The organism is Planosporangium flavigriseum, assembly GCF_011947225.1.
Taxonomy (GTDB): domain Bacteria; phylum Actinomycetota; class Actinomycetes; order Mycobacteriales; family Micromonosporaceae; genus Planosporangium; species Planosporangium flavigriseum.
On sequence record NZ_JAATVW010000024.1, the window covers coordinates 15,800 to 42,186 of the forward strand.

The following is a 26,387-nucleotide window of genomic DNA, read 5'->3' on the forward strand; positions in this document are numbered from 1 at the left end:
ATCATGCCTTGCCACTCCTCACCCGGGACGAAGTTCTCTGGCGCCGGCGGCGTCTCGCGTCACGGCCGAGTCGCCACCCGCCCTACGACCACCCGCGGCTCGCCGCACCCGGTGACCGGGTGCGGCGAGCCAGCCGGTCAGACGGCGACGGCGGCCCTGTTCGCCTCGCGCAGCGGCCGTACCGCGTCGAGGTAGTAGGACTCGGGCACCTCGCGCTCGCTGTTCGCGATCAGCTCGGTGAAGTCCCACTTCTTCAGGAGCTTGCCGTCGCGGTACACCGGCACGAGGAGGTTCTCCTCCGGCGGGCACGAGTCGCGGGCGACGGTCTGGTACTCCCCGTCGACGTACCGCAGGGCGAGCCGGCCCCGCTTGGACGCCTTGAAGCTCGCGCCCGTCGGCGCCTTGGCGATGTCGCGCCACTCACCGTTGACCCGTACGGCGCTGGCCTTCTGGCCGAAGTTCAAGGTGTCACGGTTGCAGTGCTGCAGTAGGCCGCCGCCCATGCCGAACACCGCGTTGTCGGCGGCGAACCCGCGCCGCTCGAGCTCGGCGTAGATCAGCGGCAGGCTCTCCCGGGTGATGCCGTCGCCCTGCACGCAGCGGATGAACGGCGGGAGAATCTTGAAGCCCTTGCTGTTGACCTCGTAGCCGAACGCGTCCATCAGCCACTCGGTGGTGTCCGCGGTGACCTGCACGGGGTCGCCGGAGTCGGGGCGGGCACCGACGAGGCCGGGGAAGTTCATGATCTCCTCGCGCAGTTCCTTGCCGAGGATGTTCTTGACCGCGTTCTCGTGGTCGTACGTGTCGGTGAGCAGCAGCGCGACGCCATGGGGCGCCATGACCCGCAACATGTTCCGCATGGCGTCGGCCTCCTGCTCACGGCCCCACGCGCAGAACCCGGCATGCTCCGAGTTCGGGCCGGAGTTCGAGACGTTGCCGGCGTTGTAGTACTTCTTCGCCGCCAGGATGCCGGGGACGGTGTCGCTCTGGTTGAAGTTCACCAGGTGAGCTAGACCGCCGAGCGCCGCGGACTGCTGCGAGCTGACGCCGCGGGCACCGTAGTCGTGCAGCATGAACCGGAGCAGGTGGGCGTTGTCGGAGGTCCGCTCGAGGGCCTCCCGGATGGCCTGCTTGGCCAGCCAGCTGATCGTGCCCACTGTGGTCGGGTACCAGACCGCCCGCAGCAGCGCGGTCTCGAAGAAGCTCGTCGCCCAGTAGTACTTCGGGTCCGTGTTGATGAGCTGGACCAGGACATTGCGGGTCGGCAGCACGGTGCCCTCGGGGACCGCCTCGATCTCCACCGGCAGGAAGCCGCCGTGGTCGTTGAGGATGCCCATCCAGTTCTCGCGGTTGAAGTGCATCCCCTGCTCGCGGACGACGAACTCCGCCTCGTCGATGTCCTCGAGGGTGATCGGCTTGAGCAGCCGCTCCCGGATGAACGCCTGCAGCCCGACGAACATGGTGACCGGGAACTCGCCACCCCGGGACTCGATGTAGCTCGAGACATACTCGGTGCCTGGGGGATAGAGGGGGTAGTGGCAGTGCTTGTAGTTGTCCGTGTCGATGATGATGTTGCCGAACGAGGCGGGGAGAGCCATGTGGGGAACCCCTTCCTTAGTCGTTTCTAGTACGAGTTCCGGCGGATGGGTGGAGGGGATGGCTGACTCAGCGCCGAGGTGACGGCCATGTGCCAGCGGGACCTCGGCGCGTCACCGCGTCGGTCGCCGGCCCCTCGTTCGTGCAGTGCAGCTATGCGTGGTCGGCTGCACTTTGTGGCGACGGTGGATCGAGCCGGGCATCGGTAGCGCGACCGCGCCGCAGATCCTTGGGTCAAAACCGTTGTGCTCAACTCCACAGGACTATTAACGATTCGACACATCGCCGTCAAGAGCCCTCCTTCGATCTCGTGATTGCGCGCCGCGTTTACTGCGCCAGGCGCACTGCGAACTCGGCCTGAATTCGGCAATGCAGGCGCGAAGCAGTGCCTGGCTCCCGCGGTACCGCAAGCCGTCGACCCGCGTTGGCAGAGCACTGTATGAGCTGGTCAGAAGCTATATAGCGGCTGTGTCGGCGGCGTTACAGCAACATCACCACCGCGTGCCCCAACCCGCCGGACAGTCCAGATCCGCCAGCCTCCGGCGCCCGCCACGCGGACCCGGCCGCAGCCGGCGCCGACGGGTACGGGCACCATTCGGCGGTAACGCGGTGTACTAGAACCGGTTCTACCGTTCTACGCCGCAAACCGCTCGTATCCAGGACATCGCACCCCCGACCGGAGCGAGCGGTCCACCTCCGGACCTCCCGAGAGAGCCAGCTGCGCGTGCCGGGGTGCGCCGTCGGGGCGCGTACGGGTTCTCAGCCTGCGGGCGGCGGGCCCTCCACCTTGCGGTAGGTGTCCTTGGATCTGATCCGATCACCATCGAACTGGAACACATCGCAGGCACGGACCTCGACGGTCGTGCCGTCAGGCCGCGGCCAGCGCGACGTCCACCGGGTCACGGCGAAGTCGTCATGAACCAGCAACGGGCCGACTTCCGTCTCCGGTTCCGGGGCATCACTCGGCGCGAGGAAGCTCTCGAATCCGCGCCGCACCTCCGCGCGACCGGTGAACGTGGCGCCCGGCTCAGGGCCCACGGAAGCCCGGAACTCACAGTCGTCAGCCATCAAGTCCATCACCGCATCGACATCTTTGGCATTCCAGGCCTTCGTGAAGGCCTCGATCAGTGCTACTCGTGCCTCGGTCATCTTTCCTCCGGACGATCGGTCGAACTTCCCACCGCCCGCTGAGGGACGGAGAGGGCAGGGGCCCCTGTTGTCAGATGGAGGCGCGCCGCAGGCTGCCGTACCGCCCCAGGACGCGCCACGCCCGACAGCGGGCCGGTCAGGAGCGCGCGGCCTCGACTGCGGCGGCGTCCGGCATGCCGGCACGCGCACCCACGGCACGAACGGAGAGGGACGCGGCGACGGTAGCCACCGCCACGGCGTCGGACAGGGGGTCACCCGCCGCTAGGCGGGTCGTCAGGACCCCGTTGAAGGTGTCGCCCGCACCGGTCGTGTCCCGGACGGCGACCGGATGGGGCGGCACGTGGTCGACCTCGTGGTCGGACCGCACCACCAGCGCTCCGTCGCCACCGAGCGTGACGACCACGGGCGCGCCCGTACAGGCTGCGAGGGTGCGCGCCGCCTCCGCTGCGGCACCACCCGCCCCCGCCGAACCCGTGATCAATGGGGACCCGTCCGCGACAAGGCGGACGAGGTCCGCCGACTCCGTCGCGTTCGGCGTCAGGATGGGGCCCAACTTGAGGAGGTCGAGAACCTCCGGGATGACCGGCGCGGGATTGAGAACACACGGCACTCCCGCGGCCGTCGCCGCCTCCACGGCCGCCGCGACAGCGTCGCCCGGAATCTCCGTGCTGACCAGAACGCAGCCCACCGCGGGCAGCGCGTCCGCGAGCGCCGCACGTACGTGGCCGGCCGACACGGCGGCGTTCGCCCCCGCGGCGACGGCGATCTGATTCTCGCCGCTCGGATCGACCACGATCAGCGCGACCCCCGTTGTGTGTGCGGAGAGCATCGCGACACCGCTGACATCGACGCCCTCCGACCGTAGGTCGTCCAGCGCGCTGCGACCGTTGTCGTCCACACCCACGGCGCCGACCAGACGTACAGCCGCGCCGGCCCGTGCGGCGGCGACGGCGGCGTTCGCGCCCTTGCCGCCGCCGTGGCTCTCCAATCGGGGACCCACCACCGTCTCCCCGGGCCCAGGTAGGCGCGTGGCGGCCACCACGAGGTCAACGTTGATGGCCCCGACGACCACGACCCGCGGCGCGTTCGGGTCGGGGGGTGACGATTCCGGTGTCATGGGCGTATCCGGCGTCATGGGCGTGCTCCAGGTGGCGGCGCGACGGAGTCGCGGATCTGGATCGTCACGGGAAACTGATCGGCCGAGCGGTCCGCCGACTTGTCTTCGAGCAGGTCGAAGAGGCGGTTCGCAGCCGCGAACCCCATGTCGCGCGCCGGCTGGCGCACGGTGGTGAGTGCAGGCGTGAGCAGCGACGCGACCGGCAGATCGTCGAAGCCCACGATGCTCAGGTCGTCAGGCACGGTGAGCCCAACCGATTTGCAGTACTGCAGCGCTCCGATGGCCATCAGGTCGTTGGCGCACAGCAGCGCGGTGGGCCGCTCCTCCGGCGGGCCGGCGAACAGCTGTGCCGCCAACTTCATGCCGGAGTCCTGGCGGTAGTCGCCCGCCAGCACCGGGAGGTCGTCGGGGTCGCGTCCCGCGGCGGCGATCGCCTCACGGTATCCCGCCAGGCGCTGCTGTGCGGTCCACAGCTGCGCCGGACCGCCGATGATCGCGAGCTGCTCGTGCCCCTGCTCAAGGACGTGGCGCGCGATCGCCCGCGCCCCGCGGCGGCTGTCGGAGACCACCGCCGGGAGGTCGAACCCGGGGATCTGCTCGTCGACGAGGACCACGGGGCCGAGGCGGGTGAGCTCGAGCAGCGAACTCGGCGACATGTCGGCGCCGGACAGATACACCACCCCGTCGAGCCGCTGACTGCGCAGGAGCCGGGCGTTCACCGAGCCCGCCGCCCCGGTCGCTTCCGGCGCACAGAGCACCACGAGGACGTCCCGCTCTGACGCGGCACGCTCCACGCCCTCGGCGAGCAGGGCGAAGAACTGGTTCGCCAGGTCCGGCACCACGAGGCCGATGGTGGACGCGGACCGCCGTTTCAGGCTCCGCGCCGACTCGTTCGGCGTGTAGTTGAGGACCTCCACCGCGTCCAGCACCCGCGCCCGTCGATCCGCCGCCACCGGCCCACTGTTGTTCAGCACGTAGCTCACGGTGCTAACGGAGACGCCGGCATGCTGCGCGACGTCTTTCATGGTGGGCCGGCGGCGGTTCGTCATCGTGTCATTGTGTCGCAGCGGCATCGCGGGTCACAGATGCGACGGGAGCGCGGTCGGCTGCCCAGGACAGGATCGACTCCCAAAACCGCTGGTAGTGGGGCCAGTTGACGAACTCCGGCGGCGCCCAGTGCGGCGCGAGGTCAGAGGCGAAGGCCACACTGTGGCCGGCTCCGGCCCGCCCCACGACGAGCAGTGGGTCCTCCCCCGTCCGGGCGACGACGGTGCTGTCGGCCTTGGCGATGACGCGGTTGTAACCGAGCAGCCGTGGCCACTCGGCCGGCGTACCGCCGAGTACCGCGTGCTCCGGGAGGTCAACGGTGGCGACCAGGCCCTCCGGTACCTCCACCCGGTCGTCGTAGTCGAGCATGGCGACGGGCAGGACCTCCGCGAGTGGGCTCATGCCGTACCGCGCCCGGCCGTCGATCCCGCTGAACGACATGTAGCCGCCCACCATCACCAGCCCCCCGCCACCCTTGACGTACTCCACCAGGAGCGACAGCCGGTTGACCGTGATCTCCGACCGCAGGAACGTCTCGTCGCACAGCAGGAACGAGTTCGCCCCGACGTCGCTGAGCACGACCACGTCGTAGGCCTCCAGCTCCGCCCTTTCCTTGGGGAACCGGGAGGAGATCTCGTGCGCGCGCAGGTAGGTCACGTCGAACCCGGAATCCGCCAGCGCGCCGAGGAAGACGCCGGCGCCCTCCTCGTACTCGGTGGTGTGGAACTGGTCGAAACCCTTCATGTGAACCGTGTGCTTGATCCATGACTCGCCGACGACGAGCACGCGGAGCGCATTACTGTTGGTGGAACTCATCCGAACTCCCTAGCCCAAGATCATTTACGGGTGATCGCCTACCCGGTGTGACGGCCGCCCCCGCCGCCCCGGCCGGCGCGTCGAGGTCGGCGGGTCGGGGCGACGGGGCGGAAGCCGCGCCGGTCAGGCAGGGTGACGAGCGGACTAGGCGCTCGGCAGAGGCCGGTCGCCGACGTGAGCCGGCAGGACGCGCGCCTCGGGCATCGCGAGCGAGGTGTTCTCCCGCATGTCCCAGCCGATCATCTTGTCCGGCACGAGCTCGTAGTAGGTCCGGCCGGCGAACTCGCCGAACTCGAGGTAGTTCTCCGCGAACGGGTGCCCGACGTAGAAGTACTTCTCGAACACCAGGTCCTGCAGCTGGTCGGCGAGCTTCTCGTCGGCGACCTTCGCCATCCTGCCGAGGATCCGGACACCCGCGACCGTGGCGTACTCGTCGCCGGAGTCGACCAGCGCCGACGTCGGCCGGCCGGCCTCCCAGTTCTTGCCGTGCCGGCTGCCGGCGTCGACCGGGATGTAGATCTTCCGGTCCTTCACCACGAACCACAGCGGCGAGAGGTAGATGGACCCGTCCTCGTTGGCGCTGGCAAAGCGGATCGTCTTGGCGCGGGAGAGGTAAGCCCAGCGCTTGTCACCCTTCAGGGGCATCATCTGACTCGGGGCGTAGTCGGTGCTGGCCATGATCCTCTACTTCCTCAGCGCGATGAGTTCGGTGACGTAGTCCGGGCACTCGGTCAGCCCGGCGCGCGGGGACGGCCCACTCGTCCAGAAGAAGGCGGACTGCACCCCGGTCGCCTCAAGGGTGTACTTGTAGCCCGCCGGCAGGAAGATGTGCTCGCCGAGGCCGGCCTCGATGATCACCTGGCGCCCGGCAGCGTCCTCCACGCGGAGCTTGATCTGCCCCTTGATGACGTAGTGGGTCTCGTCGAAATCCCGCTGATCCCAGTGGTACGGCTTGTGGTCGGGCTCCATGTAGCAGTACCCCTGCCGGAAGTACCGGGCGTCGTCGCGCTCGCGGGACAGGAAGATCGCGGTGTCGATGCCGGTGTTGAACTCCAGGCGCGGCATCGTGTCGATCTCCTGGGGGGAGATCACGCGGGGATAACGCCGCGCGTTCGGAGCAGACGGGTCGTAGTCGGGCATGAAACTTCTTCCCTCCAAAGCGCTCATGATCGGTAACGCTTCCGGCCAGGCCGGCCGGAGCGGAGGCACCCGGGGCGCGGTGACGCCGACGACGGCGCCGGCTCCCGGCCTTCGCTGATCCGCCTCGTCGAAACGATTCGGGTTGAAAGCCAGAACCGGCCGCTCCGACCGGGTAGCGGGGGGCGGTTGATTCGTTTCTAACGTAGGGGGGCTACGGGTAGCCGTCAAGCATCCGGTGAGACGAAGATCGCTTGACTGGGGCGGATCCCTCGGCAGGTGGACCGCTCAAAATCATCCCTTGCGCGGACGCTACCTGGTGGATACGGTTCCTGATCAATCGTCGGTACGACGATCTCGGCCAATACGAAGTCAGCGTCGTCGGCTTGGATCAAACGCCGCGGTCCGCGCGGTCCCAAGGACCTCGTCGGGCCGAATATGCGATCGATTCCAGTCCGGTACGGAAACGGCCGTTCGCGGACTCCCGCGGCGGCCCGCACACCTGCTCTGTACATCTACTGCGTTGGGGGCACTTGTGGCCGTGTCGAATCGGCTGGTGATCGACACCGATCCGGGTATCGACGATGCGCTGACCCTGGCGCTCGCGGTCGTGAGCCCGGAGGTCGACCTACAACTCGTGACGACGGTGGCGGGCAACTCGCCGCTCGAGGTGACCACCCGTAACGCCCTGGCATTGCTCGACCTGTTCGGACGGCCGGACATCCCGGTCGCCGCCGGTGCCAACCGCGCACTGGTCCGCATCGCCGTACACAACCTGCCACTACCCCACGGCCTCAACGGTCTGGGCGGCGTCGAGATCCCCGACGCGTGCCGGACCGCGCAGCCCGAGCACGCCGTCGAACGCCTCGCTGCGCTGCTACGCGACGCGGAGCCGCGCTCGGTGACGATCGCCGCGATCGGGCCACTCACGAACGTCGCCCTGCTCGTAGCCCTGTACCCGGAGCTGACCGACCGGATCGACCGCCTGGTGGTGATGGGCGGCAGCCACGGACCGGGCAACATCACGCCGGTCGCCGAGTTCAACACCTGGACCGATCCGGAAGCCGCCCAGCGCGTGCTCGCCGACTCCGGCCTGGACATCACCCTCGTGGGCCTGGAGGTGACCCGTCGGGCGACCATCGACGAGGCCGACCTGGCAACCCTTCGCCGCACGTCCGCCCGGGGTGCGCAGCTCGCCGACATGGTGAACGGGTACAGCGACCACGGGCCGGACGGCTGGCGGATGCATGACGTGCTCGCGCTTGCAGCGGTCATCGACCCCACCCTGATCCAGACTCTCGACGCGAGGATCGAGGTGGACACCCGCCTCGGTCCAGGTCGGGGACAGACGCTTACGTTCTTCGACGCGCTGGGTCCGTACGCGACCGACGGCGGTGGGGTGGCCGACGATCGGCCGCGTGTGCAGGTCGCCGTCGACCTGGACGTGCCGCGCTTCCGCAAGCTGGTGATGGATCGCGTCCCCCAGGCGATCCTGGCATAGGTCAGCCAGTCGACGTCGCCACGACCTCGATCTCGATCGCGACGTTGTCGCATCGAGCGCACGACCCTGCCGTTAAGGTCTTGACCATGGCCTGGTTGATGCTTGCAGTCGCGATCGTTGCCGAAGTCGTCGCGACCCTCGCCCTGCGTGGCATCTCCGGAGCGTTCCGGGTTGTGCCGCTGCTCCTGGTGACCGGTGGCTATGTGGCCTCATTCACCCTGATTGCGTTCGCGCTGCGTACGCTCAACGTCGGCGTGGTGTACGCGATCTGGGCCGGCGCCGGAACAGCCGGGGTCACCATCGCCGCAGCCCTCCTCTACGGCGAACGCCTGAATCTCCCCGCCGTCGCCGGCATGGCGCTGATCGTCCTCGGCGTTGTCGTGCTCGCCGCCTCGGGCGCCACCCGCCATTGAGGTCGCCGCAACCGCGGACTACCGCCGGGCGACCACCAGCGTCTGCATCCCCTGCCCGATCACGCCGTCGCGATCGGACAGCCTGCTCGCGGCGAGCGCCGCGCCGGCCGGGCCGATCGTCGTCTCGGCGTCCAGCAGTACCCACTCCCCGCGCGGCTGTCGATGCAGTACGACCGTCAGGTCGACATTGACGAACAGCCAGCGCGCCGGGTCGAGGTGCGCGCTCACGCCGTTGCCCGAATCGGCGATCATCATCGTGCGGCAGAACGGGCTGGTCTCCTCCCCCGCCACCAGCGGAAGCCGCGGCCGCATCCACACCCGGGCAGGACCGGGGCGCCCGAATGCGCCGCTGACGAACCGCCACTCCATCGCCTCGACGTAGCCCGCGGTGTGCGCGCCCGGCCAGAACCCGGCCGTATCCTCTGCCGGCAGGTCGGGCAGCACTTCATCGAGTGGCGCTGCAACCGGCGGCTGCTCCGGCGCCTGCGCGATGCGCCAGCCCCGCGCGTGCAGCACCTCCTGGCCGTCGGCCTCCGCCACCCCCTCGACCAGGGTGATCCGCCTGCCCGGACGCACGATGCGTACCCGCAGCGTCAACGGCGCCACCGGTACCGGCCGCAGGATGTCGACGGCCACCCGCGCCAACTGCTGACCTGCGACCGGCTCGTGTCGCTCGAAGGCCCGGGCGAACAGGGCCGACGGCGGCCCGGCGTGCTGCGAGCCGGCGTCCCAGGGGCCGGCCGTGGCCGGCGTGGCGACGAACGTGTCCACGCCGGCCGGCTCGTAGAAGGCGTCATGACCCACACAGCAAACAGTACGTACGGGTAACTTCAACCGGTAGGTCATCAGCCGGCGGGTACCGTCCACTTCTGGTTAGCGCCGCCGGTGCAGTCCCAGATCTGCAGCCGGGTGCCGTTGGCTGAGCTGACCCCGGTGGCGTCGAGACACTTGTTGGCCTGCGGATTCACCAGGTCACGACCTGCCGTGTACGTCCATCGCTGCGCACCGGTGCCGTTGCAGTCGTACAGCTGCACCTGGGCGCCGTTGGCCGTCGATCCCGCCGTGACGTCCATGCACTTACCCAGCGCCCGGATCGTGCCGTCGGTCGCCATCGTCCACCGCTGCGCGGCGCTACCGTTGCAGTCCCACAGCTGGACGGCCGTGCCATTCGCAGAGTTGGCGCCCGCGACGTCGACGCATTTGCCCCCGTAACCGGTGATCTGACCGGTCGCCCCGGTGCCGCCGCCTCCGCCTCCGCTGTCGGACGAGGACACGTGCACGTAGTCGACGACCATCTGCTGGGGGAACGAGGTGCTGGCGTCGGGCGAGCCCGGCCAGTTTCCACCGACGGCGACATTGAGAATCATGAAGAACGGATGGTCGAATACCCAGGGGTTGCCGTTGGTCTCGGCGGACGTGTGCCGCAGGTACTGCACCCCGTCGACGGACCAGGCGACCGATCCCGGTGCCCAGTCCACAGCGAACACGTGGAAGTCGTCGGCGAAGGCGCGTCCGCCGGACAGAGTGTACGTGCCGGTGAGCGGGTTGCCGCCGGAGTACCCCGGCCCGTGCAGGCTGCCGTGCACAGTGCCCGGCTCCCGGCCGATGTTCTCCATCACGTCGATCTCACCGCTGTTCGGCCAGCCGACGCTGCCGATGTTGTTGCCGAGCATCCAGAACGCCGGCCACATCCCCTGGCCGCGCGGGATCTTGATGCGCGCCTCGAACCGGCCGTACGCCTGGGTGAACTTGCCGTTGGTGGTCAGCCGGGCCGATGTGTACTGGCAGGAGCCGTACCAGCAGCTGTAGCCGGCGGGGTTCTCACGGCGGGCGGTGATGACGAGGTTGCCGTTGCCGTCGAGCGCGGCGTTGCTGGTGCTGTTGGTGTAGTACTCCAATTCCTGATTGCCCCAGCCACTGCCGCCGGTTTCGCGGGCCCACTTGCCGGCGTCGGGAGGGCTGCCGGCGGGGCCGTTGAAGTCGTCGGACCAGGTGAGGGCCGCCGCCGCGGATACATCGGAGGTGGCGGCGGGGACGAGAGCGGTGGAGGTGGTAGGGGCGGTGGGCGTGGCGAGTGCCGTACCCGTACCGGCTGCGGCCAACGCCGCGACGGCGACCAGTACGAGGACGGTACGCGGGGATCTTGGTAGAGCCATGGCTAGGCCCTCCGATTCGTGCGCGGGTATGGGGTGCGCGGCGGCGGCACGTCGACGGGCCGCCGCCGCGGTACTGCCCTATCCGAGGTGCGCGCCCTACCTGACGGTGAATGCGGCGGTGGGGCCGCTGGCGGACAGATCGCCGGCCGACAGTTGGTACGCGCCGGGCGCGACCCGCGTCGGGCCGGCGCCGTCGACGTCACCCGGGGTCACCGCGAGCCGCGACGCCGGGAACGTGAGGTGGACAGTGCGGCTCTGCCCGGCTGCGAGCGTGACCCGGGTGAAGGCCACGAGCCGCTTGGCGGGCGCGAGGACCGCACTGGTCGGTTGGCTGACGTATATCGGTACGACCAGGTCACCTGCGCGCGTTCCGGTATTGGCGACGGTGACATCGAGCCCCACGGTGTCGCCGGGGCGCACCTGTGACCGGTTCACCGTCAGGTTCCCCATGGTGTACGTGGTGTACGACAGACCGGCCCCGAAGGCGTACGCGGGGCTGTACCCGGAGTCCGGGCCGCTGTTCGTGCCCGGCAACTGCTGGTAGTACATGGGCTCGTTGCCCAGGTTCTTGGGCCACGAGACGGGCAGCCGACCGCTCGGGTTGGCCTTGCCGTAAAGCACGTCCGCGACGGCGTTGCCGCCCTCTGTGCCCGGCAGCCAGGCGGCCAGCAGGCCGGCGGTCCCGGCGGCGCGGCCAAGGACCAGCGGCCGGGCGGAGACGACCACCACGACGACCGGCTTGCCGGTGGCCTGCAGCGAGGCGACGAGGTCCTGCTGGTCGGCGGCGAGTTCGGGGCGCGGCGCATCGCTGAGTCCCTCGGCGCCGGGCTTCTCCCCGACCACGACGACGATCGCGTCCGCGGACTGCGCCTGAGCGGCCGCGGCGGCGCCGTCCGGCACGTACTCGACGCTTGTGCCCGCCGGCGCGTTGGCCTTGAGTCCCTGCACGATGGTGGTGCCTGGCACCGTGACGCCGTCGGGGACACCTTGCCACCCGATGGTCCAGCCACCGGTCTGGTTGGGCATCGAGTCGGCGCTCGGCCCGGTCACCAGGACCCGCTTGCCGGCCGCGAGCGGCAGGACGCCCCCGGAGTTCCGCAGCAGCACCAGCGACTCGGTAGCGGCCTTGCGGGCGAGGTCGGAGTCGGTACCGAGGACCGCGGCGTTGGCTTTGTCGGGGTCAACGTACGGGTGCTCGAACAACCCGAGCGTGAACTTCAGCCTGAGCACCCGCCCGACCGCCTCGTCAAGACGCCGCTGCGAGATCAGGCCGCGCTTGACCGCGTCCACTGCGGACGCGTGGAAGCGACGGTCGTCTGGCGGAACCATCGCCATGTCGACGCCGGCGTTGACCGCCGCGGCGATGGCGCTCGGGTAGTCACCGACAATGTGGTACGCCGTCTGCAGGCTCAGGACGTCGTTCCAGTCACTGATCACGACGCCCTGGAAACGCCACTGGTTGCGGAGCACGTCCGTGAGCAGGTATCGCGACGCGTGCACCGGCACACCGTTGATCGCGCCGGAGTTCACCATGACCGTGAGCGCACCGGCGTCGACCGCCGCCTTGTACGACGGCAGGATGGTGTCCTGCAGGTAGCGCATGGACAGGTCTGCGGGCACCCGGTCGTGTCCGTTGGCGGGCTCGGAGTACCCCGCGAAGTGCTTCACCGACGCCGCGACCTTCCGCCCGCTCGCGGAGTTCTGCAGTCCGCGTACGGCGCTGGCAGCGCTCTCGCCGGCCAGCAGCGGGTCTTCGGAGTAGGTCTCGTAGTACCGACCCCAGCGCTGATCGCGGGCCAGGTCGGCGACGGGCGCGAAGTTCCACGTCACTCCGGTCGCCGCGACGGCCCGCTGGGTCGACTCGGCCGCGGCGCCGACAAGGGCCGGATCCCAGGCCGCACCGAGACCGATCTGGTGCGGGAAGAGGGTCGCGCCGAGGACGTTGTTGTGGCCGTGTACCGCATCGACGCCGTACACGATCGGGATACGCAGCCGGGAGTGCTCCATCGCGTACTTCTGGATGGTATTGATCATGACGGCCCAGTCCTTCGGGGTGTTGGACTGGGGCCCCATGCCGCCGCCGGACAGGATCGAACCGGTGTGCGCGTCGGCGAGGACCTGCTTCATGCAGGTCTCGTTGAACGCGCCGCCACTCCAGTTGCAGTCACCCAGCAGGCGGTTGACGGCGATCTGCTCCAGTTGGCCGACCTTCTCGTCGAGCGTCATCCGACGGACCAGATCCTGTACCCGCGCGTTCACCGGCGCACTCGCGCGCAGATAGACCTCGCCGTTCTCGGCCGCGGCCGTGGAGGCGGTCGACGCAACCGTGAGGCCGACGCAGGCGCCGATCATCAAGAGAGCGGTTAACCGCCGCGGCCGGCGCCGACCATGTGGACTGGCTGGGGGCATAGCTGACTCCGTTCTCGGAGACGGGGGCAGGGTTCTCGGGACAGGGTTCTCGGGACAGGGTTCTCGGGGACGGTTTCTCGGAGCCGGGGCGGTCGAACGACCTTGAGTGGCCACGGCAGCGGCAGATTCGGAGCGCGACGGGCTCAACACAACGATGATCGGAACAGCGATGACCGGGCCCATAGGGATTAGGGACAACAACGTTCGAAACAGCCGGGCCGGGGAGCGCTCTCAGCTATCGATAGGACGCTATTCCTTCATTCAAGGACCGTCAATATAAGCTCTACCCAAAGACGTCATAGGGCTGAAACATCGTGGGCTTGAAGCCTCGTGGGCCCGAAGCCTCGTGGGCCCGAAGCCTCGTGGGCCCCAAACGCCGCAGGGCCGACGTTCCGCCAGCGCGGCGCGGGCGGCAGCTACCGGCTCCCGCAGCGCAAAGAACGCACTGGAAGAATTGCCGGGATGTCAGATGCTCTGCCACGTGCCCTGGCGACCTTCGCCCACGTGCGTCTCGCGACGGTGCCGTTCGTACCCGAGATCCGGCTGCACCAGGCCGACGAGCCGGTGGGTCTGTGGGATCTGATCGGCGGCGGGTACAGCAGTGACCGTCCGCCACCGTTCTGGGCCTTCGCCTGGGCCGGTGGGCAGGGCCTGGCGCGCTACGTACTCGACCACCCCGAGACGGTGAACGGGCGCCGCGTACTCGATCTCGCCGCCGGCAGCGGCCTCGTCGCGATCGCCGCCGCCATGGCCGGCGCGGCGACAGTACGGGCGGTCGACATCGACGCGGACGCGGTGTCAGCCATCGAGGTGAACGCGCGCGCCAACGGCGTCGTCGTGGACGCCGTACAGGGCGACATCCTCGACGACCCACTAGACGGCCGGACCCCCGACGGCCGGATCGCCAGCGGGGATCACGTCCTCCGCCTCGCCGACGTCCCCGAAGTGGTGCTGGTCGGAGACGCCTTCTACAGCAAAGCGATGGCGGATCGGGTACTCGCCTATCTGCGCCGCGCCGGCCGAAACGGGGCGCAGGTGCTCGTCGGCGATCCCGACCGCGCGTTCCTGCCACACCGGCTCTTCCGCCAGCTGCACGCGTACGACGTGCCGACACGACCCGCGCTGGAGGACATCCGGGTCAAGCGCACGGCGATTTGGGAACTGGCGGACCCGGCCGCCAGGTGAGCCGCAGCGAACAGCGGGTATCACGGACCGAGCCATCTGAACCGCTGGGAGGAGCGCCATGTCGCTGCCCGTCAAGCCCTGGCATGTTCCGCCCCGCTTGGCAGCGGGTTCGGTCATCCTCAACTCCGGCCTCTCCAAGCGCGACCCCGATGACGAGACCGTCGCGATGCTGCACGGGATGGCGGTGGGTACGTACCCGTTCCTGCACCGGATCCCGCCGCGGCAGTTCGTGCGGCTGGTGTCCACCGCCGAGATCGCGCTGGGTGCCGCGCTCATTCTTCCCGTCGTACCCACGGGGCTGGCGGGTGCCGGATTGACCGCGTTCGCGGCCGGCCTGATCGGTCTGTACCTGCGCACCCCGGGCATGCGCGAGGAGGGCAGCCTGCGCCCGACCCAGCAGGGGACCGCCCTCGTCAAGGACGTATGGCTCCTCGGCATCGGTCTGGGCTTCGTCATCGAAGCCGCCACCAGCGACGACGACGGACGGCCCGACCGGCAGGCACGGTGACCGGTCAGCGCCGCGACGGTGACGACGACGCGCTCGCGGCCGATACCGTGCAGGTCAGGTTCTGTACGCCGGGCGGCGCGGTTCCGCTGCCGACGAAGCCGAACGTGGCGGTGTTCTTCGCCGTGGCCAGGGCGTTCCAGCCTTCGCTGTCGACCCGTACGGCCGACTTGGTCTGCGTGAAGTGACCGTTCCACAACTGCATGACCGTCTGGTCGCTCGGGAAGGTCCACGTCACCGTCCAGCCGCCGATGGGCGTCGTGCCGTTGCTGCGTACCGTCACGTTGGCCTGAAACCCGGTCGGCCATGCACCGGCGACCGTGAAGGACGCGCTGCATCCGGGCCGCTCACTCGGGGTCGGCGAGGGGGCACGGCCGGCGGTCGGTGCGGCGCGACCGCCGCCCTGCGATCCGTTCCCGTTCGCGTGCAGCCGTTGCGCCAGGAAAATCGACAGGGTAGCGACGATCAGCGCGGCAAGCGCCCAAGCCGCTGCGCGGAGGTCCCCTCCCACCGGCCGCTTGGCGCGGCCGCCGGCCCGATCCGTGCGGTCGGCGCTACCGGTCTGATCGCCACCCTCGGGCCGATCAACATCGTCGGGCCGATCAGCACCCTCGGGCCGATCAGCATCGTCGGGCCGATCAGCACCGTCTGACGCACGATTCACCTCGATCCACACCCCTCGAGATCGGCCTACGCACATCAGCGAACGCACAATCAGCGAACGGACGATCGGTTAACGCATCACCAGCCAGTCCCCGCGCTGCGATCCGGGATGCCTCTACCTGCCTGGCGCCGCGCCAAACCTGCGCCCGTCACCCCGCCTTCCGATCCGGCCGCTGATCAGGTTTCCGCCGACTACCTCTCCGGTTCCGCCGACTCGATCGCTAATGCCGAATCACCCAGGCAGGGTGATGCCGCCTGAGGAACGGCGATGCGATTCTTCGCCGGTGACCGCAAACGCGACCTTTAGCTCCTGCCCGAACCCTCTGGACAAACCGGTTACCCCCTCCTCAAGACGAAACGGACGCCGGTCGATCCTGCATTGCGACGGGCATGAATAGGCTGCTGACAGCTCTCCGCCGGCTGCCAGTCGCCACCGCACGGGCCCTACCCGTGCCAGGCCGCAGCCGGATCTTCCGCCGTAGCTGGGTGGGTGATGGTCGCGCTCACATCGAGGTACGCGGCATTCGCCGGCCGGGCAACGAGGACGCCGCCAGGGAGCTGGAGAAGCGCCTCGAACAGATCCGCGGCGTTCACTGGGCTGAGGTCAACGCCGTCCTTGGTCGGGTGGTGGTCGCCTTCGACGAGGGCACGATCAGCCTGGGCGACATCGTCGACACGGTCGAGGATGTCGAGGAAGCGCACGACCTGGAGACCGAAGGCTTCCCACAGGACGGTCCCGAGCACCCGGCCGACGTGGAGCCGCTGTACCGGGAACTCGTCGCGCTGGGCGGCGACGCGCTCGGCGTCGTCCTGTCCGCGGTGCGCCCCCTGGCGGGCCGGCGTAACGTCCCTTCCGACGCCCTTTCCGTGCTCGCTCTGGTGGACGCCAGTCCCCGGCTGCGACGCGAACTGGACGAACGATTCGGCCGCGCGGCTACCGACCTGACCCTGGCCTTGACGCGCTCGATCGCCCAGGGACTGTCTCCCGGGCCGCCGCTCGGCGTGCTGATCGACGCGACCTACCGGGCGATACTCATCAGCGAGGTCACCGCCCGCCGGGCGGTCTGGCAACGCAGGGAGGCCGAACTGCCCGCCCGCGCAGGCGAGGAGCCGCTGGAACCGGTGCACGTGCCACCGCGGCCCGCTCCCCTTCCGCCCGGATCGGTCGAGCGGTACGCCGACGCGGCCTTCTTCGTCGCGCTGGCGACGGCCGTCGGGGCGGTCACCGTCACCCGCAACCGCATCCACGCACGAACCGCCCTGACCGTCTTCGCCCCCAGGGCGGCACGGTTGAGCCGGGAGGTGTTCGCCGCCCGGCTGGGCCGCGCGCTCTGCGCCCGCGGCGTCATTCCGTTCGACAACCAGGCCCTGCGGCGGTTGGACCGAGTCGACACCGTCGTCATCGACTCCCGCGTCCTGACCTCCGGCCGCTTCACCATCGGGGAACTGCGGGGCGTGGACGCCGACCTACCGCCTGAGGAGGAGAGCAGGCTGCGGGCACAGGCCGCCAACGCGATGGATCCGTCCGATCCGAGGAAGGTCGTCCGGCGGAGCGGCTGGACGCTCGGGCCGCTGAACAAGGTCGCACCGGACGGGCGGCAGGCGGTACGCGCGGCCGCCGAGAGGCTGCGAACACCGGGCGGCGTGACGCTCGGCCTCGTGCGCGGCAACACGCTGGTCGCCGTACTCGTCGCCGTACCCGAACTCAGCCCGAACGCGGCCGACCTGGTGGCGTCGGCGCGGTCGGTCGGCCCCCTCGTCATCGCGGGAGTGGGCAGCGGGCTGGGCGATCGGTTCTCCGCGGACGCTGTTGTTCCCACCGGCACCCACCTGGCCGCCGAGATTCGCAAGCTCCAGAAGCAGGGCCGGGTGGTCGCGCTGGTCGCGAGCGAAGGCGCTGCGGCCCTCACCGCCGCCGACGTCGCGATCGGCGTACTGGCCGACGGCGGTCCGGTGCCGTGGGGCGCCGACCTGCTCTGCGGGCCCGGCCTCCAGCAGGCCTGCCGGATCCTGGACGCCGTCGCCGCGGCGCACGCCGTCTCCCGTCGCGGTGCGCTGATCGCTTTGTACGGGTCGGTCGCCGCGGCGCTCCTGGCGCTGTCCGGCCCCCGGGCTGGGCAGTTCGGACGGGCGCGGCTCGCCAGCGGCGCCACCGCCATGGCGGCGATGGCGATGGGCGCGTGGGAGGCCCGATCGGTGGATGAGCGCCCCGATCCCATACCGAACGAAACGACGCCGTGGCACGCGCTCGACGTCGACACGGCGCTGGACCGGCTCGAAAGCTCACCGGCCGGCCTGAGCGAGGAGGAAGCCCGCGCGCGGCTGGCCGAGCAGCCGTCCGCCGACGGGCATCGCGAGGATGGGTTCGCCCGCACCGCGCTCGACGAACTGGCTAACCCGCTTACGCCGTTGCTGGCGACCGGGGCCGCGATGTCGGCGGCGACCGGCTCGGTCACCGATGCGACGCTCATCGGCTCCGTGATGGGCGCCAACGCGCTCCTCGGCGCCGCCCAGCGGGTGAGCGCGGACCGGGCGCTCCGCCGCCTCGTCCGGGCGAGCTCGGTTGGGGCCAGGGTCCGCCGCGCCGGGACAGAGCTCGAGGTGAACGCCGACGAGATCGTGCCGGGCGATGTCATCTCCCTGCGCGCGGGGGACGCCGTACCCGCCGACTGCCGCGTCCTGGACGCGGCCAACCTGGAGGTCGACGAGTCCACTCTCACCGGAGAGTCCCAACTGGTGGCCAAGACAGCGGCACCGACGGCCGCCGCCGACGTGGCCGAGCGACGCAGCATGCTGTACGAGGGCACCATCGTCGCCGCCGGACAGGCGACCTGTCTCGTGGTGGCGACCGGCCCGCACAGCGAACTCGGCCGCAGCGGCCGGGCCGTCGGCGCCGGCCCTCCTACGCGCGGCGTGCAAGCGCGGCTGATGCTACTGACCAGTGCGAGCATACCGATCGCGCTCGGCTCGGCAGCGGCGCTCGTCGTGGGCGGTCTGCTGCGGGGCCGCCCGCTGGCCACTACGCTCGGCACCGCGGTGAGCCTTGCCGTGGCCGCCGTACCCGAAGGACTGCCCCTGGTCGCGACGGTCGGTCAGATCGCCGCCGCGCGACGGCTGTCGCAGCGTGGCGCCCTGGTGCGTGACCCGTCGACGACGGAGGCGCTCGGCCGGGTCGATGTGTTGTGCTTCGACAAGACCGGCACCCTCACCGAGGGCCGGGTCGGGCTCCAAATGGTCTCCGACGGCCTCGACGAGGCTCCGTTGGACCGGTTGTCACCCAACACCCGGCAGGTGCTCGCCGCCGGGCTGCGCGCCAGCCCGGTCGGAATGGACCATGAGATCCCGCACCCCACCGATCGCGCCGTCGTTTCGGCAGCGGCGTCCGTCGGCGTGTCGCCGGAGGACGGTGTCCGCAGCTGGCGCGTGATCGACGACGTGCCGTTCGAACCCGCCCGCGGCTACCACGCCACCCTCGGCGCGATCCCGCGTGGTCGGCTGCTCAGCGTGAAGGGCGCGCCGGAGATCATCCTGCCGGCGTGCGCGCGCTGGCGCCGAGACGACAAGGTCGTCCCGATGGACGCAGCGGCCCGGGCCTCGATCGAGGCGGAGCTGAACCGGCTGGCCCGGCAGGGTTTCCGGGTCCTCGCCGTGGCCCAGCGCCCCGTCGGCGCCACCACCAAGCACATCACCCCCGGTCTGATCGCGAACCTGGAGTTTCTCGGTCTGCTCGCGCTGGCCGACTCCGCCCGCCCCGAGGCAGCGGCCGCGGTCGCCGGACTGCGCAAGGCCGGCGTCAAGGTGATCATGCTGACCGGCGACCACCCGACGACCGCCGAGGCCGTCGCCGACGAACTCAACATCCTCGACAGCGGCATCGTGGTGACCGGCTCCGAACTGGACAACCTCGACGACGATAAGTTCGCCGAGGTACTGCCGAGCGTGTCGGTCTTCGCCCGCGTCACCCCCACCCACAAGGTGCGCATCGTCCAGGCGCTGCAGCGCCAGGGGCACACCGTGGCGATGACCGGCGACGGGGCCAACGACGCCGCCGCCATCCGGCTTGCCGACGTCGGCATCGCCCTGGGCCAGCGGGGTACCGACGCCGCACGGGAGTCGGCCGACCTCATCGTCACCGACGACCGGATCGAGACGATCATCGACGCGGTCGTGGAGGGGCGCGCGATGTGGGCGTCGATACGCGACGCCGTGTCCGTGCTGCTCGGTGGCAATCTGGGCGAGATCGCCTTCGCGCTCGGTACGGGCCTGCTCGCACCCACCGGCTCGCCGCTCAACGCCCGGCAACTACTGCTGGTCAACCTGCTCACCGACCTGCTGCCGTCCCTGGCCCTGTCGGTCCGGCCGCCGCCGAAGCGTGACCCGGAAGACCTGCTGCACGAGGGCCCGGAGGCGTCGCTCGGCCGTAGCCTCGCCCGCGACACCGCCGTTCGCGCCATCGCCACCGCCGGGGCCACCGCGGGGGCGTGGGTCGTCGCGCGCGGTACGGGTACCTCGGCGCGCGCCAGCACAGTGGCGCTCGTGACCCTCGTCGGCACGCAGCTGGGCCAGACCCTGGTCGCCGGGCGCCGCAGCCCGCTGGTCCTCGGCGCCAGCGCGGTGTCCGCCGCGGCGCTCGGCGCCATCATCCAGACGCCGGGGGTCAGCCAGTTCTTCGGTTGCCGCCCGATGGGGCCGGTCGGCTGGGCCACGAGCCTGTGGGCGAGCGGAATTGGTACTGCGGGTGCCGTCGCCGCATCCAGAGCCGCTGAGCGGGTATGGCCCGACGAAGGACAGCTCAACGGCACGGGTCCTGATTTCGCTGCGCCCGAGCGAGATCCGAATCTGCCCAATGTGGACGAACGATCCGTGGACGAACAATCCGTGGACGAGGAGCCCGTGGACGACCAGCTCGCGGAGGAACAGCCGAGCCCGGCTCGGCGCGGAAGGGAGCAGGCATGACGACGCAAACGACGGCACGTGGTACCCGAACCGCTGAGAAGCGCGCGGCGCCGCGGAAGAGAGCACCCGCGGCGGCTGCCACGGCCACGGCAGCGACGGCGGCGCGGCGTGGGCGGGCGGCCGCCGCACCTCCGGAGCGTGGACCGCAGAAGCGTGCGGGCGCACAGAAGCGGGCGGCAGCGGAGAAGCGGGCCCCGGCGGAGAAGCGCGCACCGGCCCGCAAGCGCGCGGCAGCAGAGAAGCGCGCACCCGCGGCGGAAAAGCGCGCACCGGCCCGCAAGCGCGCGGCAGCGGAGAAGCGCGCACCCGCGGCCGAGAAGCGAGCACCGGCGGCCGAGAAGCGCGCTCCTGCTCGCAAGCGTGCGGCAGCGGCAGCACCGGAGACGCCACCAGCGGCGGCCCGCGCCGAACGGGAAGCAGAACTGGCGATGCTGCCGCAGCAGCGCGCTGCGGCACCCCGCCGTGAGAGAGCGGCGGCGCCCCCGGAACCCCCCGCACCGCCTCCCGTGCCGCTGCGGGAAGAGGAGGCACCGGAGGAGGAGCGCCCATCGGCGCAGCGGGAGGAGCGCCGAGAAGAGCGCCGGGAGGAGCGGCCGGCAGCGCGGGCCGAGGCGGAAGGTGAGCGCGGCATCACGGTGCCCGTCATCGGCGCCCGCATCCCCGCGCCCCCGCTGCCCCATCTGCCGCACCTGCGGAAGTTGCCCTCACCGACCGGCAGGCCGGGCCGTGTGCTCTGGTTGGGCGGCCTCATCGGCGCCGCCGTTCTGGGCGCGATCGAGTGGCCGATCGCCGCGGTCCTCGCGGCCGGCACCTGGGTGATCGAACGGCTTGCGAGAGCCGCGGTCCGGGAGGAGCTCCAGCGCCATCCTGAACGCGAAGGCGGAGGATAGACGGGTCTGCCATCGTGAACGGGTGACGATTCCAATACCGTCGGCTGAAGCCGCATACCTCACCTCGGTCGTACACCGGTTGCGCGCCGTGCTGGGCGACGCGCTGATCGCCGTCTACCCCACCGGCTCGCTGGCGCTCGCCGGGTACGTGCCCGGTCGGAGCGACCTCGACCTCATCGCCGTGGTGGCGGAGCAGACAACGGCGTCGGCGCTGCGGACCGTCGCGGCGCGGCTGGCCCACGAGGAGCTGCCGTGCCCCGCGACCGGGCTGGAGTTGGTGGTCTACCGGAAGCAGACGGTGATGGACGGTGGTGTCGAGGCGGGGTACGCGCTCGACTTCAACACCGGGCGGGAGTTGCCGGCGAAGGTCAGCCTCGATCCGGCGGAGGGGCCGAGCTTCTGGTACCCCATCGACCGCTCGATCACTTACCAGAGCGACCTCGCGTTGGACGGCGCGTCGCCGCGGAGCCTGCTGACTCCCGCCCGGTTCGACGTGCTCCTACCGGTGGTGATCGAGTCCGTGCGGGCCCACGGGGACGCGATCGGCGAGCATGGTGACAACTCCGTCCTCAACGGCTGCCGGGCGCTGCGGTTCGGCGTGGAGCGGCGCTGGTACGCGAAGCCGGCCGCCGGCAGGTGGACCCGCAATGCCGCGCCGGAGTTCGGTCCCCTGATCGACGCGGCGCTCGCCAGCCACGCCGCCGGCCGGCCCGCCCGGCAGTCTGCCAGCCAGGCACTGTCCGCGGCGGAGGTGACCGCGTTTCTCGAGTACGTCCTGGAGCGGCTGCGCGACCAGGAGCTCAGCGACCGAACGGCCGGGTCACCATCAGGACCGTGATCACCACGATCAACAGGAACACCAGGCTGCCGGAGGCCGCGACCCGACCTGCGAGGTTGTCCAGTCGCTCCTTGGTCGCCAGGTCGGTGGCGGTCGCCGCGAGCGTGGGCGGCGGCGCCTCGCCGTCGCCTTCAGCGGCCGCCGCGGGCCGCTCCAGCACGCCCTTCCCGATCACACCGGCAGCCTGGCGGATCGCCGGCAACGTGTACCCGGTGGCGACGCCCATCGCGATCACGTACAGGGTGAGCGAAATGATCACCCAGGGCGTACGGAACGAGTACTCGCGCGACAAGGAGAGCGCGCCGATGCCGAGCGCCGCCACGATGAGCGAGCCGATCGCGAAGCGGGCCAGAATCCGGGCCGCGTCGCGGGTGTCGTCCGCGTCGTGGCGCCGGATGGCTCGGTTGCCGAGAAAAGGCGCCAGCGCGAACGGTCCGATGAGCAGTACCGCGGTGAGCACGTGCAGCGTCACCAGGAACGTGTACACGGTTCAACTCTAATGCTCACGCAACCCTCATGCGCCCGCCCGACGCCGTCGCTCCACGCGGGTTACGCTCCGGCAATGATCGTCGACCTGTCACACGAGATCGTCTCCGGCATGACCACCTACCCCGGGATCGCGCCGCCCCGGGTGACGGTGGTGACCTCACGCGAGCAGTCGGCCGCCCGGCTGGGCACCGGAGTGTCGTTCGAGATCGGGTCGGCGGCGCTGGTCGGCAACACCGGCACCTACCTCGATTCGCCGTACCACTTCCACGCCGACCGCGCCGACGTCGCGCAGGTGCCGCTCGAACGGCTGGTCAACGTACCGGTGGCGATCGTCGACGCGTTCGGCGAGCCGGAGGTCACGGCCGCCCACCTCGGCGATCCCGGTGCGCTGTGGGGCAAGGCGGTCCTCGTGTACACCGGTTGGGCCCGCCACTGGGGAACCTCACGGTACCTCGAGACCGACTGCCCGCACCTGACTGCCGACGCGGTCGAGGCGCTCGTCAACGCCAACGTGGCGCTGGTCGGCATCGACTCGCTCAACATCGACGACCCCGCGGACCCGAACCGCCCGGCGCACCACGGGCTACTCGGAGCCGACATCCCGATCATCGAGCACCTCACCAACCTGGACCGCGTGCCCGCAGACGGCGCTCGACTGACCGCGTTGCCGGCTCCGGTACGTGGGATGGCGTCGTTCCCGGTACGCGCCGTGGCCACCTACGACGCCTGACGGCGCCGCGGGTAGCCCCGGCCGGTACGGCGGCTTCACGATCATGGGTGTCGTACGATCCAACCAAGAGAATCAATTCATACAGGGAGTGCAAGGACCAGAAGAATCGCGAAGGGGCCAACGTCGTGACCCGACTCGCCCAGGACTGGCTCGCTCAAGACCGGCCCACTGACGACCACTTTCCGCCGACCGTCCACGAGTTCTTCCCGCCCGGACTCGGCGGGACGCCCTGGATCTCCAGGATCACCGTACTGCTGTGGATCGGGATCGCCGCGACCATCGTGTTCTTTCTCGTCGCGTACCGCCGCCCGGCCATCGTGCCCACCCGCACCCAGTGGATCGCCGAGTCGATCTACAGCTTCATCCGGAACGGCCTGGCGCGCGAGGTGATCGGGGCCGAGGGCGTGCGGTTCGCCCCGTACCTGACGACCCTCTTCTGTTTCATCGCGGTGACCAACATCCTCAGCATCATCCCGCTGGCGCAGATCTCGCCCAACTCCCACATCGCGTTCCCGGCGTTTCTCGCGCTCATCTCGTACGTGATGTTCCACTGCGTCGGCATCCGCAAGTTGGGCCTCGGGCCGTACCTCAAACGCAACCTGATCCTGCCGGGCGTGCCGCCGGCGATGTACGGCCTGATGATCCCGCTCGAGTTCATGCAGACCTTCATCACCCGGCCGCTGACCCTCGCCGTGCGGCTCTTTGCCAACATGTTCGCCGGCCACCTGATCCTGCTGGTGTTCACCATGGGCGGCTTCGCGCTCCTCGGCGCACAGACCCTTTTGCTGCGACCGGTATCCCTGGTTTCGTGGGCGCTGGCGATCGGGCTCACGGTGTTCGAGGCCGGTGTCGCGCTGCTGCAGGCGTACGTCTTCGTGCTGCTGACCACGTCGTAAATCGACCACTATCGTGCGGTCGGCGCCCACGAAGCGCGATCAACCGTTACGGAAGGCACGTAATGACTCCTCCCCCCGGATCAGCTAACGTCGGACCCTCGCGGCGCCAACTCCTCGCGACTGCGGCGGCGGCCACGGCCGCCCCGCTGATCGCCGCCGCTCCGGCGAGCGCGCACCGGCCATCAGAACCCGAGAAGAAGCCCAAGATGTACGACCTGACCCTGCTCGGCACCTCCGACCTACACGGCAACGTCTACAACTGGGACTACTACAAGGACGCCGAGTACGACGACAGCGAGCACAACGACGTCGGTGTGGCGAAGCTGGCGACGCTGGTCAACCAGATCCGTGCCGAGCGGCGCGGCAAGGCCACCATCGTGCTCGACGCCGGTGACACGATCCAGGGCACGCCGCTGGCGACGTACTACGCCAAGCAGGAGCCGATCACCTCGACCGGCGAGAAGCACCCGATGGCGCGCGCGATGAACGTCATCGAGTACGACGCGGTGACCCTGGGCAACCACGAGTTCAACTACGGGCTGCCGCTGCTGGCCAGGTGGATCCGACAGCTCGGGTTCCCGGCGCTCGCCGCCAACGCGGTCAACGCGAAGGACGGCAAGCCGGCATTTCTGCCGTACATCATCAAGAAGGTCGAACTCGGCGAGGACGCGCCGACGCTACGGGTGGGCATCCTCGGCCTGACGAACCCCGGCGTGGCGATCTGGGACAGGGGCAACGTCGAGGGCAAGCTGCGCCTCGAGGACATGGTCGCGACCGCCGCGAAGTGGGTGCCGATCATGCGCGAGCGCGGCGCCGACATCGTCCTGGTCTCCGCGCACGGCGGCGACAGCGGCACCTCCAGCTACGGCCCGGAACTGCCCAACGAGAACCCGTGCACGATGATCGCCGAGCAGGTGCCGGGCATCGACGCGATCCTGTTCGGCCACGCCCACAACGAGGTGGTCGAGAAGTTCGTCACCAACGCCAAGACCGGCGAGCAGGTGCTGATGTCGGAGCCGTCGAAGTGGGGCCAGCGGCTGACCCGGATGGACTTCACGCTCAACCGCGAGCGCGGCCGGTGGAAGATCACCAGCAAGCGCGCGACCATGCTGAACACCAACACCGTCGTCGAAGACCCCGAGGTACTGGCGGCGGTGCGCGCCCAGCACGCCAAGACGGTCGCCTACGTCAACAACATCGTCGCCAAGTCGAGCGTCGAGCTGTCGGTGGCGGAGTCTCGGTACAGGGACACCCCGATCCTCGACTTCATCAGCACGGTGCAGACCGAGATCGTGGGCGCCGCGATGGCCGGCACCCAGTACGCGAGCCTGCCGGTGCTGTCGATCGCCGCGCCGTTCAGCCGTAGCGCGGTCTTCCCCGCCGGTGACGTGCGCATCCGCGACGTGGCCGGCCTGTACGTCTTCGACAACACCCTGGAGGCCGTCGTGCTCAGTGGCGCCGAGGTGAAGACGTACCTGGAGTACTCGGCGAAGTACTTCCGCACGCACGCTCCCGGCGCGCCGGTCGACCCGGCGACGATCAGCGACCCGAGCGTGCCCGACTACAACTACGACGTGCTGTCGGGTGTCGAGTACGACATCGACATCAGCAAGCCCGTCGGCTCGCGGATCGTGCGGTTGGAGCGCGCCGGAGCCCCGGTCGAAGACACCGACCAGTTCGTCGTCGCGGTGAACAACTACCGGCGCAGCGGCGGCGGCAACTTCCCCGGCATCGTGAAGACCCAGGTGTACAACAAGCAGCAGGAGATCCGTCAGCTACTCATCGACTGGGCGCAGGCCAAGGGCGTGATCAACCCGGCCGACTTCTACGTGCCGAACTGGAAGCTGGTCCGCGAGGGCACCCCGGTCTTCTGACCGGGAAAAACCACGACGGG

The 26,387-nt window shown here is 69.9% G+C and carries 23 protein-coding genes; 11 read left to right on the forward strand and 12 right to left on the reverse strand.

Translation table 11 applies throughout. The features are described 5' to 3' along the window. Nucleotides 1–137 precede the first annotated feature (137 nt). From HC028_RS23970 to HC028_RS24000, 7 genes are all read right to left on the reverse strand, one after another. Nucleotides 138–1,598, reverse strand: a complete 1,461-nt coding sequence (locus HC028_RS23970; protein ID WP_168079671.1) for a nicotinate phosphoribosyltransferase — start codon at nt 1,596–1,598, stop codon at nt 138–140. 757 nt (nt 1,599–2,355) lie between these two features. Next, nucleotides 2,356–2,745: a nuclear transport factor 2 family protein gene (locus tag HC028_RS23975; protein ID WP_168079672.1), complete on the reverse strand. Its 390-nt coding sequence runs from the start codon at nt 2,743–2,745 to the stop codon at nt 2,356–2,358. 136 nt (nt 2,746–2,881) lie between these two features. After that, the gene (locus HC028_RS23980; protein WP_168079673.1) at nt 2,882–3,862 is read right to left on the reverse strand and encodes a PfkB family carbohydrate kinase; all 981 of its coding nucleotides are present in this window, start codon (nt 3,860–3,862) and stop codon (nt 2,882–2,884) included. Between the two features lie 14 nt (nt 3,863–3,876). Beyond that, nucleotides 3,877–4,911, reverse strand: a complete 1,035-nt coding sequence (locus tag HC028_RS23985; RefSeq protein WP_203981533.1) for a LacI family DNA-binding transcriptional regulator — start codon at nt 4,909–4,911, stop codon at nt 3,877–3,879. Between the two features lie 4 nt (nt 4,912–4,915). Next, nucleotides 4,916–5,725 (reverse strand): glutamine amidotransferase, encoded by an 810-nt coding sequence (locus HC028_RS23990; protein WP_168079674.1) that lies wholly within the window; start codon nt 5,723–5,725, stop codon nt 4,916–4,918. 144 nt (nt 5,726–5,869) lie between these two features. Further along, the gene (locus tag HC028_RS23995) at nt 5,870–6,403 is read right to left on the reverse strand and encodes a pyridoxamine 5'-phosphate oxidase family protein (RefSeq protein ID WP_168079675.1); all 534 of its coding nucleotides are present in this window, start codon (nt 6,401–6,403) and stop codon (nt 5,870–5,872) included. A 6-nt stretch (nt 6,404–6,409) separates the two neighbouring features. After that, entirely contained in the window at nt 6,410–6,892 is a 483-nt protein-coding gene (locus HC028_RS24000) for a cupin domain-containing protein (RefSeq protein WP_203981534.1), read from the reverse strand. 526 nt (nt 6,893–7,418) lie between these two features. Here HC028_RS24000 and HC028_RS24005 point away from each other — a divergent pair. Both HC028_RS24005 and HC028_RS24010 read left to right on the forward strand, forming a co-directional pair. Continuing rightward, nucleotides 7,419–8,363, forward strand: coding sequence for a nucleoside hydrolase (locus HC028_RS24005; protein ID WP_203981535.1), 945 nt, complete (start codon nt 7,419–7,421; stop codon nt 8,361–8,363). An 86-nt stretch (nt 8,364–8,449) separates the two neighbouring features. After that, the gene (locus HC028_RS24010) at nt 8,450–8,776 is read left to right on the forward strand and encodes a DMT family transporter (RefSeq protein WP_168079677.1); all 327 of its coding nucleotides are present in this window, start codon (nt 8,450–8,452) and stop codon (nt 8,774–8,776) included. A gap of 18 nt (nt 8,777–8,794) precedes the next feature. Here HC028_RS24010 and HC028_RS24015 read toward each other — a convergent pair whose 3' ends face one another. The 3 genes from HC028_RS24015 to HC028_RS24025 all read right to left on the reverse strand — a co-directional run bounded on the left by HC028_RS24015 (nt 8,795) and on the right by HC028_RS24025 (nt 13,284). Then, nucleotides 8,795–9,580, reverse strand: a complete 786-nt coding sequence (locus HC028_RS24015; RefSeq protein WP_203981536.1) for a thioesterase family protein — start codon at nt 9,578–9,580, stop codon at nt 8,795–8,797. Between the two features lie 41 nt (nt 9,581–9,621). After that, on the reverse strand, nt 9,622–10,932 hold the full coding sequence (locus HC028_RS24020; protein WP_168079679.1) for a glycoside hydrolase family 16 protein: 1,311 nt from the start codon (nt 10,930–10,932) through the stop codon (nt 9,622–9,624). A gap of 96 nt (nt 10,933–11,028) precedes the next feature. After that, the gene (locus tag HC028_RS24025) at nt 11,029–13,284 is read right to left on the reverse strand and encodes a glycoside hydrolase family 3 N-terminal domain-containing protein (protein ID WP_168079680.1); all 2,256 of its coding nucleotides are present in this window, start codon (nt 13,282–13,284) and stop codon (nt 11,029–11,031) included. Between the two features lie 519 nt (nt 13,285–13,803). On the opposite strand from HC028_RS24025, the gene HC028_RS24030 reads away from it, so the two are divergent. Together HC028_RS24030 and HC028_RS24035 are read left to right on the forward strand one after the other, a co-directional pair. Continuing rightward, on the forward strand, nt 13,804–14,526 hold the full coding sequence (locus tag HC028_RS24030) for a class I SAM-dependent methyltransferase (protein ID WP_168079681.1): 723 nt from the start codon (nt 13,804–13,806) through the stop codon (nt 14,524–14,526). Between the two features lie 58 nt (nt 14,527–14,584). Then, a complete protein-coding gene (locus HC028_RS24035) occupies nt 14,585–15,034 on the forward strand; it encodes a hypothetical protein (protein ID WP_168079682.1) in 450 nt (149 codons plus the stop codon). A gap of 4 nt (nt 15,035–15,038) precedes the next feature. On the opposite strand, the gene HC028_RS24040 is transcribed toward HC028_RS24035, so the two are convergent. After that, complete coding sequence (locus HC028_RS24040; RefSeq protein WP_168079683.1) at nt 15,039–15,542, reverse strand: cellulose binding domain-containing protein; 504 nt, start codon at nt 15,540–15,542, stop codon at nt 15,039–15,041. On the opposite strand from HC028_RS24040, the gene HC028_RS24045 reads away from it, so the two are divergent. From HC028_RS24045 to HC028_RS24060, 4 genes are all read left to right on the forward strand, one after another. Further along, the gene (locus HC028_RS24045; protein ID WP_168079657.1) at nt 15,456–15,683 is read left to right on the forward strand and encodes a hypothetical protein; all 228 of its coding nucleotides are present in this window, start codon (nt 15,456–15,458) and stop codon (nt 15,681–15,683) included. The genes HC028_RS24040 and HC028_RS24045 overlap by 87 nt on opposite strands. Before the next feature lie 497 nt (nt 15,684–16,180). Further along, nucleotides 16,181–20,650, forward strand: a complete 4,470-nt coding sequence (locus HC028_RS28600) for a cation-translocating P-type ATPase (RefSeq protein ID WP_168079684.1) — start codon at nt 16,181–16,183, stop codon at nt 20,648–20,650. Further along, nucleotides 20,647–21,540, forward strand: a complete 894-nt coding sequence (locus HC028_RS24055; protein ID WP_168079685.1) for a hypothetical protein — start codon at nt 20,647–20,649, stop codon at nt 21,538–21,540. The genes HC028_RS28600 and HC028_RS24055 overlap by 4 nt, the downstream gene beginning before the upstream one ends. A 22-nt stretch (nt 21,541–21,562) precedes the next feature. Next, nucleotides 21,563–22,378, forward strand: a complete 816-nt coding sequence (locus HC028_RS24060) for an aminoglycoside adenylyltransferase domain-containing protein (RefSeq protein ID WP_168079686.1) — start codon at nt 21,563–21,565, stop codon at nt 22,376–22,378. Here HC028_RS24060 and HC028_RS24065 read toward each other — a convergent pair. Beyond that, nucleotides 22,341–22,865, reverse strand: coding sequence for a DUF2269 family protein (locus tag HC028_RS24065; RefSeq protein WP_168079687.1), 525 nt, complete (start codon nt 22,863–22,865; stop codon nt 22,341–22,343). The two genes, HC028_RS24060 and HC028_RS24065, sit on opposite strands and share 38 nt — an antisense overlap. A gap of 75 nt (nt 22,866–22,940) precedes the next feature. Between HC028_RS24065 and HC028_RS24070 the strand changes: the two genes are divergently transcribed. From HC028_RS24070 to HC028_RS24080, 3 genes are all read left to right on the forward strand, one after another. Next, nucleotides 22,941–23,597 carry a cyclase family protein gene (locus HC028_RS24070; protein WP_239075679.1) on the forward strand — a complete coding sequence of 219 codons (657 nt, stop codon included), beginning with the start codon at nt 22,941–22,943 and terminating at the stop codon, nt 23,595–23,597. Nucleotides 23,598–23,722: 125 nt separating this feature from the next. Next, nucleotides 23,723–24,493: a F0F1 ATP synthase subunit A gene (gene atpB, locus HC028_RS24075; RefSeq protein ID WP_168079689.1), complete on the forward strand. Its 771-nt coding sequence runs from the start codon at nt 23,723–23,725 to the stop codon at nt 24,491–24,493. Nucleotides 24,494–24,555: 62 nt separating this feature from the next. Further along, on the forward strand, nt 24,556–26,367 hold the full coding sequence (locus HC028_RS24080) for a bifunctional metallophosphatase/5'-nucleotidase (RefSeq protein WP_168079690.1): 1,812 nt from the start codon (nt 24,556–24,558) through the stop codon (nt 26,365–26,367). Nucleotides 26,368–26,387: the final 20 nt, after the last annotated feature.

Bases quoted from the DNA above. Each gene is read 5' to 3' on its own strand.
- HC028_RS24080 (WP_168079690.1), top strand. From the start codon at position 24,556: ATGACTCCTCCCCCCGGATCAGCTAACGTCGGACCCTCGCGGCGCCAA.
- HC028_RS24020 (WP_168079679.1), bottom strand. From the start codon at position 10,932: ATGGCTCTACCAAGATCCCCGCGTACCGTCCTCGTACTGGTCGCCGTC.
- HC028_RS24035 (WP_168079682.1), top strand. From the start codon at position 14,585: ATGTCGCTGCCCGTCAAGCCCTGGCATGTTCCGCCCCGCTTGGCAGCG.
- HC028_RS24010 (WP_168079677.1), top strand. From the start codon at position 8,450: ATGGCCTGGTTGATGCTTGCAGTCGCGATCGTTGCCGAAGTCGTCGCG.
- HC028_RS23975 (WP_168079672.1), bottom strand. From the start codon at position 2,745: ATGACCGAGGCACGAGTAGCACTGATCGAGGCCTTCACGAAGGCCTGG.
- HC028_RS23985 (WP_203981533.1), bottom strand. From the start codon at position 4,911: ATGACGAACCGCCGCCGGCCCACCATGAAAGACGTCGCGCAGCATGCC.
- HC028_RS24025 (WP_168079680.1), bottom strand. From the start codon at position 13,284: ATGATCGGCGCCTGCGTCGGCCTCACGGTTGCGTCGACCGCCTCCACG.
- HC028_RS24055 (WP_168079685.1), top strand. From the start codon at position 20,647: ATGACGACGCAAACGACGGCACGTGGTACCCGAACCGCTGAGAAGCGC.
- HC028_RS24000 (WP_203981534.1), bottom strand. From the start codon at position 6,892: ATGAGCGCTTTGGAGGGAAGAAGTTTCATGCCCGACTACGACCCGTCT.
- HC028_RS23980 (WP_168079673.1), bottom strand. From the start codon at position 3,862: ATGACACCGGAATCGTCACCCCCCGACCCGAACGCGCCGCGGGTCGTG.
- HC028_RS23995 (WP_168079675.1), bottom strand. From the start codon at position 6,403: ATGGCCAGCACCGACTACGCCCCGAGTCAGATGATGCCCCTGAAGGGT.
- HC028_RS24070 (WP_239075679.1), top strand. From the start codon at position 22,941: ATGATCGTCGACCTGTCACACGAGATCGTCTCCGGCATGACCACCTAC.
- HC028_RS24030 (WP_168079681.1), top strand. From the start codon at position 13,804: ATGTCAGATGCTCTGCCACGTGCCCTGGCGACCTTCGCCCACGTGCGT.
- HC028_RS23990 (WP_168079674.1), bottom strand. From the start codon at position 5,725: ATGAGTTCCACCAACAGTAATGCGCTCCGCGTGCTCGTCGTCGGCGAG.
- HC028_RS23970 (WP_168079671.1), bottom strand. From the start codon at position 1,598: ATGGCTCTCCCCGCCTCGTTCGGCAACATCATCATCGACACGGACAAC.